The organism is Streptomyces sp. NPDC047525 (assembly GCF_040643025.1).
GTDB lineage: Bacteria > Actinomycetota > Actinomycetes > Streptomycetales > Streptomycetaceae > Streptomyces > Streptomyces durmitorensis.
Map to the genome: position 1 here is coordinate 11,845 of NZ_JBEYTL010000033.1, position 16,515 is coordinate 28,359.

The window sequence follows — 16,515 nt, forward strand, 5'->3', positions numbered from 1 at the left end:
GCTTCAGCGGCAGATCACTTCGTGGCGAGGTAGAAGTCGGTGGGGGCGGGCCGGGCGGAGGGCGTGCCTCTCAAGAGCGGAGTGAAGATGTCGGCGCAGGGACCGTGCTGCTGGAGCTGCTGCAAAGTCGTGACGCCGATCGCGATATCGCCCTTGAGACGGCTGAGGCGGACGTCCGCGGCTGCGCGTGTGTAGAGGTCCTCCGTCCGTGCCGCCAGGCGCTTTGCCCGGCGATCCGGCTCCCCGTGCCGGGGCGGCGCGGCATCCAGGATCACCAGGACCCTTGGAAAGACGGGGTAGTTGTACATCCACGCCGGACGGGTTGCGTTCGGCATCCGGCGCGCACGATCCGGCCCCTGCGGTACGTACTCGTACAGTCGGCCGTATGCCTGGATCTTCGCGGCCAGTCGTGCGGAGGTCATCGTGGCCCGGTCCAGTTCGACGAAGAAGCTGAGCATGGTGCGCCGACCGCCCGCCACGTGGACGTAGTTGAGTACGGCGTCGCTGATGACGTGGTCGTCCTCGAAGCGGCGTTGCCCGTCGCGGATGCGGTTGGCGACCTCAGGGATCCAGTCCAGCGGCCCGCACTCGTGCCCGAGGCGCCGGGCGTGCTCGGCGAAGGCGATTCCGGTGTCGTTGAGCGCGAGTGTGTGCGCCTGTCGGGCGCTGGCCACGGAATCGGGCGTGACCCTGTAGGGACGGATGGGCAGTTCGCCAGCTTCCTCGACAGACTCGGCACCGGACTCAGTCAGAAACCACAGGAACGGCTTTGTCCGGACCCGGCCGGGCCCGGCACCCCCGCCCTGGGCCCGTATCCGGCTTACCAGGCCCGCCTTGTGGAGCTCGGCCAGTTGTTTGAGCAGGTAGTAGGGGCGGTCCGCCCGCTTCTCGGGCGAGGTGAGAAGGACGTGCAGTTGTTGGGTCGAAAGCACCCGGTGCTGGTAGAGCAGTTCCAGGGCCTGGCGGGCGATGGTGTGGAAACTGCGTGTACGGGCCGGTGTCACGGGCGATTCGACAAGGTGCAGGGTCATCCGAGCCTCGACTGGTTCTGGTGGGGATTGAGCGAGCGGACGTTGTCGAGGGCGTCGTCGGATGGGTCTGGCTGCCCGCCGCTGATGACAGGGCCTTCGCTGTCGTGGACGCGGGGGTTCTCCGCGCTCGCGGACGGCGGCCCGCCGGCTGGCCCGGTCGGACCGTCATGGTCGGGCTGGGCGGTCTCGTCGGCGTCGGGCTCCTGTGGGTCGTCATCGTCCGGCGGCACATCGAGGGTGACCATGAACTGGCGCAGGCGAATGTCCAGGCGGCGCAGGTCGGCGAGGATGTCTCGGACCAGTCGGCGCTGCAGATTCTCGTCGATGGCCCTGGTCAGCCGCTCCTCGTTCTGCGGCCGGTAGTAGTCGGCGTAGAGGTCTTCGACCGCGGCACCTCGCACGCGGAAGGGGTCGGTCTGGCCCTCGTCGAGGGTCACCGAAATCACGTACTGGTACCGGTTGAGCGTGGTGATGGTGTCGGGCGCCACCTTCTTGCCCCAACGGCGGGTCACCAGGGTTGCCTCGTCGATGTCGGACGCCGTTGTGGAGAGGATCGACAGGTTCTGCAGCAGGCCCTGCCGTGTGGTGGGGCTCAGCCGCTGTGCCATCTGTGTCATCGCCAGGAGCTTGACGTTGAACTTCCGCAACTGCTCTGTGATTTGGGCCAGTGTGCCCTTCGACGCGCCGTCAACGCTGGTCAGTTCGTCGATGAAGGAGAAGAAGTCCCGGCGTTGACCGACAGGGGTGTCGCGCCGGGACAGACCGGCCCGGAACAGGTCGTAGATCAGCAGGGAACTGATGATGCGGTCGACGTCGCCCGTGCCCGCCGGACAGACGAATACGATCTTCCCGGTGTCCATAGCGTGGCGGATGTCGTACGTTGAGCGGCTCGACCCGAGGAATGCCTTGATCGCGTTGCTCGATGACAGCCGCTCGATGATGTTCGTGACGACCGGCACTGCCTCCTTGGAGTACGAGGGGAAGACGTTCTCCCAGAAGTCCCGTATGTCCTTGGGCAAGTAGGGCAGCACCTGGGTGCGCCAGACGGCGTCGGTGAGGATCGTGCGGATCTGAAAGACAGTGGGCGCCAGGTCCGGTCGACCCGCACGGCAGACGTGCCACGACAGGTACACCAGGGACTCGACCGCGCGCGTCAGGATGGTCTTGGCGCGGCCGGCGGAGTCGGACCAATTGAGCGCTGCGGCAAAGCCGGTGACGATGTACTGGACGAGGTCGGGGATCTCGGCCTCGCGGCGGCGCTCCATGGAGAGGGGGTTCCAGGAGCCGACCATGTTGTCGAGTTCGGGGCTGGTCAGGTCGATCTCCCAGATCCGGTCGGCCAGGTCCTTGTGGGCGAGGTAGGGCCGTGCTCGTGCCCACCCGTCTCCGTGCGGGTCGAGGAAGAGCACACCGAACCCGTTGTGGGCCAAGGCGATCGCCTGGACCAGGGACATCTCGGTCTTGCCGAAGCCTGACTTGCCGAGGGACAGGGCGAACAGCAGGTACTTGAGCGGAACGCCGGCCAGACGCTCCCCGCCGCCGGGTTTGGCCACCCAGCCGAGAGGGAGAAGCTCGGGCTGTCCCGTCCAGGTCGGCAGAGCGGCGGGCGGCGCCGGGACAACCCCGCCTGAGCGCGCGAGGTTGGCGGCGGTGTTGTGCTTGGTGGGCGGCTTGAGGAGACCGGCGATCTCCTCCGCTGTCACCCAGGAGTTGCGGCGCGGGGTGAATAGCCCGGTCTCGAAGCGGCGGTCGAACCGGCTCCGGTAGATCCAGTGGTCGGCTCGGACCCGGGTGATGCCCAGGTGGAGCCCGACAGGCCGCAGGTAGTTGTCGCCGGACCACGGCTCCAGGGCGGCGAGGATCTGATCGAGGAGTATGCGGGCCCGATCAGCATCCTGTGCGCAGGTGCGGACGAGGAGCTGCAGCGAGAAGACCGGCTCGGAACCGGGGGCGAGCTTGCCCAAGGCGGCCTTCATGTCGGCCGTGCGGTGAATGCGCGGTCGTTGGCTGTGGGGACGCTGTCGCGCAGCGGCACCCTGGTGACCTTTCATTTCGGAGCCGATCTCGGACATCACTGCGCCGAGGTCGAAGCCGAAGCGGTTGGTGCGCTGCGGCATGCCGGGGATGGCTGGCTCCTCGGCGGGGTTGCGGCGGGCCTGGGCCAGCAGCCGCTGGCGACGGCTGCTGACGCGGGACGGGGCGACGGGAACGAGATCCAGGACGACGTCGGCGCTCTCGCCGAGATCCTCACGTACATCGGCGACCGCGTTGGCCAGAGCCTCAAGCGGATCCGGGGTAAGCGGTACTTCGCGCAGGGCGAGATGGTCGGGGAGGGCCAAGGCGAGCTCGGCCCGGGCGTAGTGCATCTTCCGAGCGGGCGTGTCTCGGGTATCTATCTGGCCCTTGGTGAGGTCGGGGGGCGATGGGGTGGCCAGGCCGGGAGCGGTGGTCATGGTCTTCCTGTTCTGCGATGCGTCAGGTGGCGGACTGAGTGCCGAGCCGGATCTGGGGCCGGTCGCGAGCAGCGTTTGCACCGGTCTCGACGGGCCGCATCTCGACCTGGGCGTAGCCCTGGTGGCGTAGTACGGACATCGCCTTCGTGGGCCCCTCCACCCGCATGGACAGTGCCCCACCGGAGCAGGTGAATTGGACACGGACCGCCGTGCCTCGAGGAGGGGAGAACAGCCAGCGCGAGACGCTCTTGTGCGCGCGTGCGATCTGATGTCCGAAGCGCACAACCTCCTCAACCTTGGGATCGAAGCCGGTCGTCGGTAGCACTTCCAGTGCTGTCCGCTCAGCCATCGAGCTCCGGCAGAGCAGCCAGCGACCGGTGCCGAGGGCACCGCCGACGCCGAGCGCGAGCACGGCGATCCACCAGGCGTTACTCAGGGACCAGTTCGCGATCTGCTCGGCGCGACCGGGGACTTCGTTCAGGACGCCGATCGTGTCGCCGACGAGATCACTCGTGGTCATCGCTCACTGCCCTCGGACGGGTTGGTCGCAGCCGGGGCGCGGTGGGGGAAGAATGAGAGCACGGTGGCACCTCCAAAGCGGACGGGTCTGTCGTCTGCTACAGGTGTCGGGGTCCGGCTTGGTGTGACACTCCGGCTGGGACTTCTTCAGCTGGCCGTGCAGACCAGCGCACGCCGCCTGATCCGTCGCAACGAAGGCTGAGCATTCTCACTGAAGGTTGAGTGCCGGACTGCGTAGAACCGAGGCGGTGCCGGTCCGGGGCGGGTTGCGAGTCGTTCCAACGGTACTGAGGGACTATCGGCAGGTGCTGGGACTGGCGGAGCTGTCCCCGGCCAGCCAGCCTCTGCCGCATTCGGTACTGCGCCTGGAACAACGGCGTCGGGCGGGGCATCCTGGGCTTGCCGGCCATTCCCGCTCGTACCGTCGGACCGGCTGGGGAGGGGGAGCAACGTGGATGCCGACGACCGTACACCTGAGATCCTCGACCAGCGGGCCCACGGAATACTGAGGGCCGCCCGTGACGCGGCCCATGAGCTGCAGCGGGAGCCTCCGGACTCGGCTCGGCGGACGTGGGCTCTCGGCCTGCTGGCCGGGCAGACTCAGGCGATGCTGGGCTCCGACATGCCGGACTATCCGCCGGTCGGGGAGGCAGCGCAGGAGGGTTTCGTCCGTACCGCTCTTGCTCTCGCCGTGCACATGCGGGCGCACAGCTGGGCGAAGGCCGACCTTGGCCAGGCCGGCGTGCCGGGCCAGCCCGACGTACCGCACCCCGGGGAAAGCCGGACGGCCGACGCCTTCGACGCCCTCGGACGGTTTATGCTCCCCGACGCCTCGGCCGAGGGATGGACCGCCGCTCTCGTCACCGACCTGGCCCGCGGCGACAGGACGCTGGAGGCGGCGGTCAAGGTGGGCAAGTACATCCTGCACCCCACCTTCCTGGCCCTCACTGACGACACGACCCGCATCGTCGGTGAGGCCCTGCACAACCTCAACGTGCGCCACCTGAACGAGCTGACCCGCTTACTGCGCCACTACGCTGGCGTCACTGACCCTCCCCCGCCAACGGTGCCTCTGGTAACGACCCCTCACGCCGCGGAAACGGTGTCCGACCAGCAGGTGATCAGCGGCCCTCACCCGGTACCACGGGCCCACTCAGACGAGGATGAAACGGCGGTCAACAGAACGCTCCTCGGGGACGATCCTGACGGCTCGGGCATCGACATCCGCGAGGCCGACGACCCTGACCGACGTGCCCCATCTCGGTTAGATCTCTGACCGGGACCGCTGGCGCGCACTCGGGACGCGCTTCATCCAGGCGCCCCGTCGGCAAGGGCGCAACGTTCGATGAGAATGCTCAACCTTCCCTGCGAGAGGCCACCGCCAGGTCGGGGCAGCGGGCGCCGGAAGCAACGGTCAGATCTTGACCCCGTGGCTGCGCAGATAGCGCAGGGGGTCGATGTCCGACCCGTACTCGGGCCCGTTGCGTATCTCGAAGTGCAGATGAGGGCCGCTGACGTTGCCTGTGGCTCCCGAGCTGCCGATGCGCTGGCCTCCGCTCACCTTCTGGCCCTCTGCGACGGCCAGCTTGGACTGATGGGCGTACTGGGAATACTGGCCGTCCGCGTGCTTGATCACGACCTGGTAGCCGTACGCGTTGGACCAGTCGGCGATCACGACGGTTCCGGGGCCGACTGCACGGATCGGGGTACCCGTGGGGACGGGGAAGTCGACGCCGGTGTGGTAACCGCTGGACCACATGGACCCCGACGCGCGGTACCGGGTGCCAAGCGACCTGTCGGATACCGGTGTGCCCCACTTCCCGGAGCCCTTGTCCTTGGTCGGCTCGGTGTAGTCCGGGCGCCTCATCATCAGGATCTGCGCCTGCCAGTAGGAGAGGGGCTTGATCCGGACTGTGGTGCCGGTGCGCGGGGCGTCGATGGTCTGTTTGTTCCCGATGTACATGGCCACGTGTTCGGGGGCCGAAACGCTGCCCACAGAGAAGATCAGGTCGCCGGGCCGGAGGTCCGTCAGCGACTTCACCTTGGTACCGACGTTCACCTGGTCGTAGGTGGAGCGGGGCAGGTTCACCCCTACCTTGCTCCAGGCGTACTTGACCAAGCTGGAGCAGTCACAGCGGTCCGCTCCTTCGGCGAAGGGCGGCCGGCAGTTGCCGCCGAACAAGTAGGGCTTGCCGAGGGCCCTCTTCGCCGCGGTGACGACCTGGCTGAGGCCGCCGGAGGTCTTGTCCCCCATGGGTGCTGCCCATTTCTCGGCCCGCGCCCGGATCGTGCGCACGTAGTTGCGGGTCTCCTCGTACGGCGGGACGCCGGCGTACTTCTGCACGGGATAGGCGCCGGCGTTGTACGCGGCGAGCATGTTGTCCACCACGTCGCCAGGGACCTTACGGATGATCTTGGCGAGCTTGCAGTCGTAGGACACCATCGCCGGAACAGCATCCTCCGGATCGAGCGGGTCTTTCCTGCTGTCGTTGTTGCCGTCGATGCCCTCGGCCGCCCACGTGCCTGGGATGAACTGGGCGATCCCGAGTGCCCCGGCACCGCCGTCGGGCGGATTCGTGCGAAAGCCCGACTCCTGGGAGAGCTGGGCGGCGATCAGCGACGGGGTGACCTCCTTGCATCCGTACTTCGCAACTGCGCTGAGAATGATGGGCCGCAGCCAGTCGGGAACGTCCGCGCTCTCCGCGATCCCGCCCCCAAAGCCCGCGCCCTCCAAGGCTTTGCTTGTGTTGTCCTCACCGATGGCGGAGGTGAGCGACAGGACCGCGGCGAAGATCAGGCCGAAGCCGAGCAGACTCGAGACCAGGACACCGATCAGCAGCTTCCTGCCGAGCTTCGACTCCCTCTGCTCAGACATCGGGCAGCCCGACCACGCGCCAGGCGCCGTCCCCGCCCCGTCGGAGTTTGAGCGCGACATGCTGCTGTGCCGCAGTGGGCGGCCCGGCCCCCGGCTTCTGAACCACCTTGTAGAGGACCCGGGCGAAACCGGAGTCCCGGGTGAGGGAGGGGGCCCCGTCCGGCAGCGAGACCCGAACGACCGCGGCCGTAACCCTGACCTGGTTGGCCTTCCAGCTCAGCCACTGCCTCGTGCCGGCACTGCCGCCTGACCGAGAGCGTAGATCCTTCGCGAGCTCCCCTGCGGCGTGATCGGCAGCGCGCCGGGAGGCGTCGTCGTACGACGTGTCCCCGCCGGGCCGCGCGTCGTGGCTCGCCCACGCGATCACAAAGGCACGGGCGGCATCCTGCATCGGCCCCGGCACCGTACGGGGGGCCCTCGGCGCTGCGGGTTCCGAGGCCGCCGCCGCGGGAGTTGAGGATGGGACGCGGGGCGTGGGGGACTTGCGGCTGGCGGAGCCAGACGCGGGGACGGTCGCCGTGGGGGCAGCGGCGTTGGTGTCCGAATGTTCGCTGCTGCCGGTACCGAACAGCAGGAAGACGCCGATGGTCGCCATCGCTGCAGAGGCGACGAACAGCGCGATCGTGCCCTGCCGGGCGGACTTGGCATCGGTTTCGGGCATGGGAGTCCCCCGTCGGATGGCTCTGGTGCGGTGATCCGGGCGGCCGGGGCCTAGGGCGGCCCCGGCCCTGTGTGCTTACGGCCGCCGTTTGGGCGGTCCGGCCGGGCGGGTGGCGCGCCGAACGGTCTTGGGCGGCGCGGATGCGGGCTTCGCCGGGGCCGGCGGTGCCGGGGAGGGCGGGGTGGGCATCGTCGGCACCCCGGTGGCGACCGCCGCAGAGGGCTTGGTGGGGGGTGGCGTCTTGGCGCCGGGAACCGGCGGGGCGATCGCGGCTGCCCGAGGGCCGGGCGGCCCGGAAGAGCCGGGGCCCGGCTGGATCGTGGCCAGACCCAGGTTCACCTGAGCCTTCGTGCCGGCCTTTGCAACGAACTTGCCAGCCGTGACCACGTTGCGCACGTACTCGTCACGGAAGTCCTTGCCCTCCTGGACCTTCTTGTCGATCGTGCGCTGCTTGACGTCCTTGAGCTGGTCGCGCACCTGCTCGGCCCGGGCGCCAGCTGCGGCTGCGCCCCGCTTGGTCGCGGCGACACCGCGCGGGATACCCACCGGCGCGCCGAGGGTGGCCATGAATGCGAACTTGCCTGTCTTGGCACCGTACTTGGCGGTGGTTGCAGCGGCCTTGCCCGTGGCCATCGTGGCTCGGCCGCCTCTGGTCTGAGACATCTTGTGGGCCGCGGCCGTGGTGAGGCGCTTCGTCAGGGTCTGCTTGGCTACCTGCTGAGCGGCGGCCTTCGCTGCCACACTCGCCCCGCCGGTGCCCGCTGCAGCTGCGGCGTTCGTGGCAACCCGCGCGGCCGACCGCAGGCGGCTGGCCTTGCGGTTGGCCTGGGGTGAGCCGACCCAGGCGTTTCGGGCGGCCTTGAGTCCCTGGCCGACCGGCTGGGAAGCACGCCGCGCCTCGCCGCGGGCCTCACCCCACATCTGCTTGAGGCCGGGTGCGGTCTCGGCATAACGGCCGGGGCTCGCGAACACTGAGCGGCGGCTGCCGCCGACGCGGGCGTTGGCGAGCCTGCGGTTCAAGTTGACAGCGATGGTCTGGGCCGTCTGCTTGATGCGCTTGTGGCCCGCCAGTCCGGCCACTGCAGTGACGTCGATGACGATGAACTTCACTGCCAGGACGTCGCCGGTGTCCGCCTCGATCAGCACGAGGACGATCAGGATGAAGATGGCCAGGAAGAGGACGGCCAGAACAATGCCGAGAACCGCTTTGGTGATCGCGGAGACCCAGCGCCACAGCGTGGCGCGGCCGCCGCCAGGCAGAATGCCGGCGGCGAGGGCCCAGTGGCCGCGGATCGCCTCGAATGCCAACCAACCCTGCGCGGTGAGGAATCCGCCGGTGACGAGGATCATGAGGATGGCGACGATGACGGCGGCGATCGCGACGAACACGGCGGAGAAGGCGAGGTCGGCCGAGGCCCGCTTGGCCTTGGGCTTCGTGTCACCGCAGGAATCATCGAACTTGTCCGACGCCTTGTTCAGGGAGTCGATGAACTTCGTGTCGTACATCGAGTCACTGATCAAGGCGTCCCAGTAGTTGCCGCCGACTTCGTTCAGGTTGTACTCGGCGAGCTTGAACTCACGGAACGCGTTGTCACAGGCGCCGTCGAAGGTGGTCCCGTAGACCATGAGCTGGTTGGGCTTGACGACGAACGATTCGACAAGCGCATCGGTGATCGGCTTCGCCACGTTGTCCGGATCGGAGCTGCCCTTCGCGGTTGTCGGGTCGTCGGCCAGCACGATGGAGGCGACCTCCAGGGTGAAGTCCTTGGCCTTGCCCAACAACCCGTCGTCCGACAGGAGCATGGTCGAACCCTGCGGCTGTGGCTGGTCATGCTGGCCGAGCAGGACCTGGGCGGGTGAGACCAGCACGGTAGTGGCCACCGCGGCGACCACCAGAGACACGCCGATCTCAGCGAAGCCGCGTGAGCGCTCCTTGAACAGGATCAGCCAGCCCGAGTAGAAGCCCGCGAACAGGAGGAACAGGCCGGGCAGACCGAGCCGGTCGATGACTTGGTTCTTGATTGTGCCGGAGATTTGGTCGACGGGTCCGACCAGGACGTCGGCCAGCCCGAAGTTCAGCGCCCACTTGACCAGCCAGCAGGTGAAGCCGACAACCCACTTCGACAGGCCGAAGAACAGCTGGGCGATGATGTTCCAGATCTTGAGGTCGATGTCCTTCCAGCCGCCGGTGTCTGTCTTGACGGTGTAGGCGCTGATCGGGACGCCCTCTTTGTCTGTGACGTTGAAGGGCTGGAGAAGGCCGTCGCTGGCGTCTTTCGGCTTCTTCGTCAGATCCTTGGCATTGGGGCCACCGTCGGCTGGCTTTCCCGGAGTCGTTGATGTGCTCGGTGCGGGTGCGGGGGGAGGGTCGGCGAACGCTGCGGGGGCCGGAATCATCGTGAACAGGGCCAGCAGCAGTGCGATCAGGCCGAGGCGCCGCCTACTGGCCATCTTCCGCGGGGAGGGGCTCATGCCAACGCTCCGTCCGCCACGGCGACGACCTCATCGGTCGCGTCCTGCTCCTGACCAGGGGTGGTGTAGATCGCGGCGGCGACGTCCTCGTCGGCCGGGATCAGCACTTTGAGCCCGGCGATCCTCTTGCGCAGGTCCCGGTACAGGCACTCGCCGGAGCGCAGAAGGCGCTCGGCCTCGCTCACGTTGAGCGGACTGAGGTTCTCCGTGATCACCTTGACCATCTCGCCGTCGGCCGGGTCCAGATCCAAGAACTCCAGGCACCTAGCCGCGAGCGTCTTGCTGCGGTGCCGGAAGACGAAGATGTGGGAGAGCAGCGCCCGGATCTTGTCGCCGACCTCGGACTTGGGGCCGATGTCGTACGGGTCGTGCGAGCCCGCGAAGGCGCCGGCATTGTGCTTGCGGCCGTCCGCGATCAACTCCAGCAGGAGGCCAGAGCCCTCAGCGGATGCCGTCAGCCACCAGCACTCGTCGAGGAAGACGCCCGCGAACTCGTTCGGGTCGGCGAAGGCAATCTCCCTGCACAGCGCTGTCATCAGATACATCAGCCGCCAGCCGAAGCGCTTCTCGACCTCAAGTGAAGGCAGTCGGTGTTCGGAGAGTTCCTCCTTGGTGGGTAGTCCCAGACGGTCGACGGCGAAGACGATGCTGTCGGCGGCCGTGATCCGTACGACCGGCAGGGTGGGGTCGAAGATCACGCGGCCGAGGTCCTTCTTGGCCAAAGAGCGCAGCTTGCGGACGAGTTCGGAGGCGGCGGCGCGCACCGCGGCGTCGTTCGGCTCCTCCGGGTCCAGGGTGCGGGCTCGGTCGGCGAGGGTGTCGATCAGCGCGGTCATGCTCGGCTGAGGCCCGAGCCGGGTGGCTTCGATCGCCTCGGCGAGGGTGATGCCCGCGACGCTCATCGATCCGATGTCCAAGAGCGGGGTCAGGAAGGACTCTGTGTAACGGGCGGCGCGCGGACCGCGGAAGACCCGCAGGGGATCGAGGCTTACACCGGCGTCTTCGTCGACGTTGATGATCTGGGTGGTGCCCGGGCAGGCGCTCGCGAACCGGGACCATTCCTGCTGCGGAGTGCGGTCGATGACCAGGGCGCGGCCGCGGGAGTTCCTCTGTCCGGCCCGGTGGCCGGTGGTGAGGATGGAGTACATCGCGCACTTCATCGCGACCGACTTCCCGGATCCGAGCTCGCCGACGAACGCGGCGCTAGCGCTGGCATTGACCCGTGGGCCGTGGGAGAAGTCCACGAGGACCGGGCGTACGCCACCGCCGTTGAGCTGGAGGCCGAAGAGGCTGCCGGAGTCGTCACCTAGGCCGGCCCCGCAGAAGGGCATGCTCATCGCAAAGTCACGTGCGAGGAGGTACTGGGTGTAGTCGAGCATCGGCCGGGGCACCTTGGTGCCGGGCAGCATGCCGTGGAAGAGCGCGACCTGGTCGCCGGTGGGCCGGACCAGCGTGTAGTCGTTGCCGCCGAAGTGGTTGGCCAGGGACGTGGCCTTCTCGTCAACCTCCTCGGCGGTCGTGCCCCAGACGCAGGCGGCGACGGTCGCGCGGATTTCGACCTCGGTCGAGGAAGCGGTGAGCCGGTCGCGGTACTCGTCGAGGGCGAAACTCGCCTTGTCGAGCGAGGCGGGCACGCCGGAGGTCTCGCCGTCGTACTCGCCGCGCTGGTGGGCGAGTTCGCGCTGCTGGCGTCGGCTCTTGGGCTCGGCTTTGGAGCCGGTTTCCACATGGAGGCGCACGGCCCAGTCGACGGGGAAGCTGAAGTCATCGAGCGCCGCCAAGTATTCGGACCCCGGGAAACGGAAGGCCTCCGGCATCTCCGAGAGCACGCAGAACGCCTGGTAGGAGTCGCCGTGTTCGGACGTGGCGCGCAGGTAGCGGCGCTTGAAGGGGTTGGTCGGGCCCCGGGAAGGCCGGTCTCCGCGGCCGCCCTCGTCCAGGATGACCTGGGTGTGGGCGGTCACGGTGTGACCGCGGCCGCGCAAGGCCCGCGGGACTCCGTCCTCGGGGAGCAGCGGCTCGCTCAAACCGCGCCGAGCGCTGTGCCCGTAGACCCACAGGATCTCGGCCTCGGTGGCCGGCCGCATCTTGATGCCGGAAGGCCAGCCAGCGGACAGGCGGGTGGCCTGCTCCAGCCGCGCGCGCTCCTCGGACACGGGTATGGGCCCGACCGGCAGCCCGAGGGTGCCCATGACCTCGGCCTGCAGGGAGGACATGACAGCCCGGGAGCTCTGCTTGAAGTCGAGGTGGGGCAGAGGCACGGCGAGGAAGTCGACGCGGCCGGTCAGCTCGAGATCCTGGAGCTGATCCAGGATCTTGAGCGACAGGTCCACGTACTCGGGGGACTGGTCGAGGTCGACACCGGCGGTCATACGGGTGACCACCGACGCGGCATCAACGCTCGGACACAGACTGAGCAGCAGCGCCTCGCCCCGAAGGCTCTTGAAGAGCGCCTCCAGCGAGTCCAGGCGCTCACGCTTCGTCGACCTGCTGGCGTGGGTGTAGTTCTCGGTGTCGACCCGCCACACCGCCCACACGGTGGCGGCGGTGGTCCAGATCAGGTGGCCGCTGATGTGCCGGACGGGGAGACGCATGGCGTTCTGCTTTCTGTGCCGGTGGTGGCGAGCCGCTGGTCAGCGCTCGTCGAGGGAAGCGAGGAGAGACTGCAGCCCGGTCTTGGGGGCCGACCGTGCCGCGCCCGCCGGGCCGGACGACCGGGCTGGACGGGTCTTGCGCACCAGCGCGGGTGCAGGCTTCGCAGCCCGGACCGGGGCCGACGCCGAGGCCGACCGCTCGGTGGACCGGACGCGCACCGTGCAGGTGGCGGTCGCCAGTCGCGTTCGGGAGACCCGCTGCGGCTTACCGGCCAGCCGGCCCTGGGGCGGAGTGGAGGAGTAGATGAGCAGACTGCGCACCGCGCGGGCCGGGTCCCGGCCGTCCAGGCGCGCGAACCGCAGAGCCCAGGCCATGCCCCACGGCACCAAGACCATGAGTACGAAGTTCATGGCGCCGAAGACCGCCCACAGGTCCCTGGTCATCACCAGAAGCCCGAAGGTGATCACCATCGTCATGACCTGGGTGATCGTGTACGGCCCTCCCGGGAGCCGCCCGGCTCCCGGGAGTTTGCCGATGACAAGCGGATGCCGCCGGGCTCGCGTATACGAGTGCCCGATCAGCTCCTCCTCCGACGCACTCACGACACCCGCCAGCCCTGGCCCGCCAGCACGGGCGCGTCACCGGTGACGTGGACGACGGACACGGAGGGAGCAGCGTCGTCGATCTCGCTGCCGACCTTGGTCTTAAGGACCGCGAGGTTGCTGATGCCCCACAGCACCAGGGCAGCCAGGACGAAGGCCACGAGGGTGCCGACGAACGAGCGGGTCTTCCACCAAGCCATGAGCACGGCGAAGATCGCCATGACGCCAGCCACGGTCAGCACCAGCGTGCGGATCTGGCCGGTCTTCGTGTTGGCCCAGTCGAGGACGTCGCCAGCGAGGACTACGTGGTCGGGGTTGGCCAGCGTGTGCATGAACGGTTCCTCTTTCTTCTTCAGGAAGCCGACGGCGAGGACGTGGCCGTCGCGGCGTCGGAGTCGGGGGTGGTGTGTGGCGCAGTGGTGGGCGCGCTGCTTGCGCTGATGGCCGGGGCGTCATCGACGGACGCGACCTCCCAGCGGCTGGCGCGGGACTTGAGGGTGAGCGCGTAGCTCAGCGAGACCGGCCGGCCTGCCTGGTCCGTGGCATCGACCTGGACCAGCTGGTGCAGCACCGTGCCGTCGGCGGGCACCTTCTGCTGAGTGGTGCTGGTGGAGTCGTCCTGAACACCGGTGACCTTGACCGTGGCGTACGGTGCCGGACTGATGGCCTTCAGACGCGCACCGGGGGAGGCATAGCGGTCCAGCTCGGACGTGCCGGTGAGGTATGCGGCCAAGAAGCCGTTCGCGGTATCGACCGCCGGGTCTGCGTTACTCGATCCGCGGTCGCTTTCGTATGCCAGAGCGCCGGGCTTGATCGCGGTGGGCGCGGCCACCTGCGCCGGCAGGGACGTCGCTGCGTAGCCCGTCGTGGCTGTGGACGACTTCGCCGTGCCGCCTGCTCCCGTGGGCCCTGTGGCCTGAATGCCGACGCGGAAGTACTGCACGCCCAGGCGCTTCGTCTTCCCCTTGTCATCCTGGGCGCTGACATCGGCGGCCACGGTGATCGACCAGTAGCCAGGCTGGGCTTCCCGGGACGCGATTACTGTCGCCTGTGTCGCCGTGCGGGCGCCGGGCTCTACCGACAGCGCGACGGAGCCCGAGTAGTACGGCGCCAGCTCGCGCTCGGTGCCCCGACCGGCCTGCAGGTAAGCCGAGATGAACAACTCGGCGAAGCCGGCCGGACCCACGGGTGAAGCCGCAGACGGGGCGGCGGCCGTCTTGGCGGCCTCCTGGGCAGGGCCGGATGAGGTGACGAAAGCTGTCATCCCAAGGACGGGCCCGGAGGCAACAAGCGCCCACACACCGAGGCGGACGAGGCGAGTGATCCCGGACAGATGAGCTGTGCTCGTCCTCCACCCGGTCTCAACTGGCTCGGCCGCCGGCGCCTCCTGCGGCTCGTCGACCTCCTCGTCCCAGACTTCCGACTCCGCCGGCTTCGTGATGGTCTTCCGCTGCCGCCGTGCCCGCTTCACGAGGTCCTCTGCAGGGCCTGAGCGGTCAGAACGGTCGAGATACGTTCCTTGAGCTCGTCGGGAGTTCGGGCGAGCAAGACATCCCACGACGCAAGAGCAGGCTCGGACTCACGCGTCAGGAAGGAACGCATCTGCTCGTGCAGGTCGCGGTCCATTGGCCGGCTCACCAGGGCAGCGGCGATCTTGGTCAGGTCGCGCGAGGCCCGCGCTACACGGGCCTCGTCAGCGTCGAGGAGCTGTCGGCCGGTGGCGGCCGGGGGCATCGTGGGCACGTCGGTTCTCCCGGAGTTGAGAAGGGGGGTAGTGGCGGGTCTGCGGAACGGCGGCGCCGCTAATGCGGGGCCCTCGGTTGCTACAGGTGCCGAAGTCGTGCGCGGTGTGACAGCTCGGCGGAGCTTCTTTCTCGCGGCTTCGGCGGAATTTCAGGCGGCGGCCAGGTACCGGCCGAGGTCCGTCTTCCTGCGTAGCGTCCGCACGGCACGGCTGGCGTGCTGCCGCAGTAGCGCGCCCTCCTGGCCCATGGACCTGGTGGTCATGTGCTGCTGCTCAGGGCGACTTGAGGCGGACAGGTAGTAGCGGGTGATGCGCTGTGCCTCGGTCTCGCTCAACGCCCCGATCTCCACGGCCCACAGCAGAAGTTCGAGGACTTCCGTCCGCGTCTCGTGACGGGATAGCGCCGGCGCGTCGGCGTCGACGAGCTCCATCTGTGCCGCACGCATCAGCAAGTCGGCGAGCTCGGCCGTGTCGTGCGGGGTGTTCGGTTCCTCGCTGGCAACGACGTGGGCGTAGCGGGTGTGGCACTCGGCCTCTGCGAGCGGCGCGACACTGGCTGCGAACTCCCGGACCTCCTCTACGTCGTCGACGTAGGCGGCGAGAGTGCGCCGGGCCAGCTGCAGGGTGTCGAGGGCGAGGTTGTTGAAGATGCGTCGGGGCCGCCGGTCCAACGGGTAGGTACGCACGACTTCGTAGGCGGCGCCGAAGACGGCTGCGCAGACGTCGTCCCACGGCAATCCGGTCCGCCGCTGGGTCTTGGCCATCAAGACCGCCTTGGGCAGCAGGACTCGCACCGCTAGGCGCCATGCGAGGTGGCTGTCGGAACCGACTCCGCTGGCCCGCTCGACCAAGAGGTGCATTACGCGGTCGTGGCTGTCGGAGTCGCCGCGGCGGTGGTACTCGGAGATCTTGTCGACGACGTCCTGCGGGCTGGCGGCGCCAGCGAGCTCCGGGTGCTCTCCGGCCCAAAGGGCGACCTGGTCGGCGGCGCGCAGGTCGCGGCACAGTACGTCCCAGTCGCGGTTCATCAGGGTGATCGTGGTGTAGCGGGTCACGGACTCGGAGGAGTCCAATGCCGGGGAGTGCTGTGTGGTGGCCACGTCCGTGTCCGTCCTTTCGCGCCATCTGGTCTCGATGGCGCTGACACTCCCGAGGCCCCCCTTGACCGCGGTCTGACGGCGATGCCGAGCCTGCGCGGTCAAGGGGAAACCGGCCCCGGGTATCCGGCGGACCAACTGGGCAAGGGGAGGGCGGTCAAGGGGTGGGACGGGACGGGCGGTCAAGGTGCACAGCCGCTCCGATGCCGTCGCGTCGGATGAGTGCCGCATTCGCACTGCACCGATGGGTGCCTGTGGCACTGGCACGGCTCAATGTGGATGCGCTGCATCAGCACCGCCCCGCTCGCATTGGATGCACGGTGTGCGGCATCGCATCGCGATGCGATGCCGGACGCCACCAGGCACCGGAGCACGCGATGCGATGCCGGACGCGCTCTGATCGAGCAGGTACGCCGCTGGGCCGGTGCCGGAGTTGAGTTCCTAGTGGGCTGGCGGCACGGGTTGC

Annotated in this window: 13 protein-coding genes; 1 reads left to right on the top strand and 12 read right to left on the bottom strand. The window is 68.4% G+C overall.

The window, feature by feature from the left end; translation table 11 throughout:
• Positions 1-14: 14 nt before the first annotated feature.
• The 3 genes from ABZ833_RS44340 to ABZ833_RS44350 are packed head-to-tail and all read right to left on the bottom strand — an operon-like array spanning position 15 to position 4,004.
• A complete protein-coding gene (locus tag ABZ833_RS44340; RefSeq protein WP_361059398.1) occupies positions 15-1,031 on the bottom strand; it encodes a replication-relaxation family protein in 1,017 nt (338 codons plus the stop codon).
• On the bottom strand, positions 1,028-3,484 hold the full coding sequence (locus ABZ833_RS44345) for an ATP/GTP-binding protein (protein ID WP_361059400.1): 2,457 nt from the start codon (positions 3,482-3,484) through the stop codon (positions 1,028-1,030). The genes ABZ833_RS44340 and ABZ833_RS44345 overlap by 4 nt, the downstream gene beginning before the upstream one ends.
• 22 nt (positions 3,485-3,506) lie before the next feature.
• Positions 3,507-4,004 carry a hypothetical protein gene (locus ABZ833_RS44350; protein WP_361059402.1) on the bottom strand — a complete coding sequence of 166 codons (498 nt, stop codon included), beginning with the start codon at positions 4,002-4,004 and terminating at the stop codon, positions 3,507-3,509.
• Between the two features lie 606 nt (positions 4,005-4,610).
• Between ABZ833_RS44350 and ABZ833_RS44355 the strand changes: the two genes are divergently transcribed.
• Positions 4,611-5,279: a hypothetical protein gene (locus ABZ833_RS44355; RefSeq protein WP_361059404.1), complete on the top strand. Its 669-nt coding sequence runs from the start codon at positions 4,611-4,613 to the stop codon at positions 5,277-5,279.
• A gap of 138 nt (positions 5,280-5,417) precedes the next feature.
• On the opposite strand, the gene ABZ833_RS44360 is transcribed toward ABZ833_RS44355, so the two are convergent.
• From ABZ833_RS44360 to ABZ833_RS44400, 9 genes are all read right to left on the bottom strand, one after another.
• A complete protein-coding gene (locus tag ABZ833_RS44360; RefSeq protein WP_361059406.1) occupies positions 5,418-6,878 on the bottom strand; it encodes a peptidoglycan DD-metalloendopeptidase family protein in 1,461 nt (486 codons plus the stop codon).
• Positions 6,871-7,539, bottom strand: coding sequence for a hypothetical protein (locus ABZ833_RS44365; protein WP_361059408.1), 669 nt, complete (start codon positions 7,537-7,539; stop codon positions 6,871-6,873). The genes ABZ833_RS44360 and ABZ833_RS44365 overlap by 8 nt, the downstream gene beginning before the upstream one ends.
• 75 nt (positions 7,540-7,614) lie before the next feature.
• A complete protein-coding gene (locus ABZ833_RS44370) occupies positions 7,615-10,011 on the bottom strand; it encodes a hypothetical protein (protein ID WP_361059410.1) in 2,397 nt (798 codons plus the stop codon).
• Positions 10,008-12,605, bottom strand: a complete 2,598-nt coding sequence (locus ABZ833_RS44375) for an ATP-binding protein (protein ID WP_361059412.1) — start codon at positions 12,603-12,605, stop codon at positions 10,008-10,010. The genes ABZ833_RS44370 and ABZ833_RS44375 overlap by 4 nt, the downstream gene beginning before the upstream one ends.
• A gap of 39 nt (positions 12,606-12,644) precedes the next feature.
• Positions 12,645-13,208, bottom strand: coding sequence for a hypothetical protein (locus tag ABZ833_RS44380; protein ID WP_361059414.1), 564 nt, complete (start codon positions 13,206-13,208; stop codon positions 12,645-12,647).
• Entirely contained in the window at positions 13,205-13,540 is a 336-nt protein-coding gene (locus ABZ833_RS44385; protein WP_361059416.1) for a hypothetical protein, read from the bottom strand. The genes ABZ833_RS44380 and ABZ833_RS44385 overlap by 4 nt, the downstream gene beginning before the upstream one ends.
• Positions 13,541-13,560: 20 nt before the next feature.
• On the bottom strand, positions 13,561-14,472 hold the full coding sequence (locus ABZ833_RS44390; protein ID WP_361059418.1) for a conjugal transfer protein: 912 nt from the start codon (positions 14,470-14,472) through the stop codon (positions 13,561-13,563).
• A 203-nt stretch (positions 14,473-14,675) separates the two neighbouring features.
• Positions 14,676-14,942 carry a hypothetical protein gene (locus tag ABZ833_RS44395; protein WP_361059464.1) on the bottom strand — a complete coding sequence of 89 codons (267 nt, stop codon included), beginning with the start codon at positions 14,940-14,942 and terminating at the stop codon, positions 14,676-14,678.
• Between the two features lie 159 nt (positions 14,943-15,101).
• Positions 15,102-16,052, bottom strand: a complete 951-nt coding sequence (locus ABZ833_RS44400) for a hypothetical protein (protein ID WP_361059421.1) — start codon at positions 16,050-16,052, stop codon at positions 15,102-15,104.
• Positions 16,053-16,515: the final 463 nt, after the last annotated feature.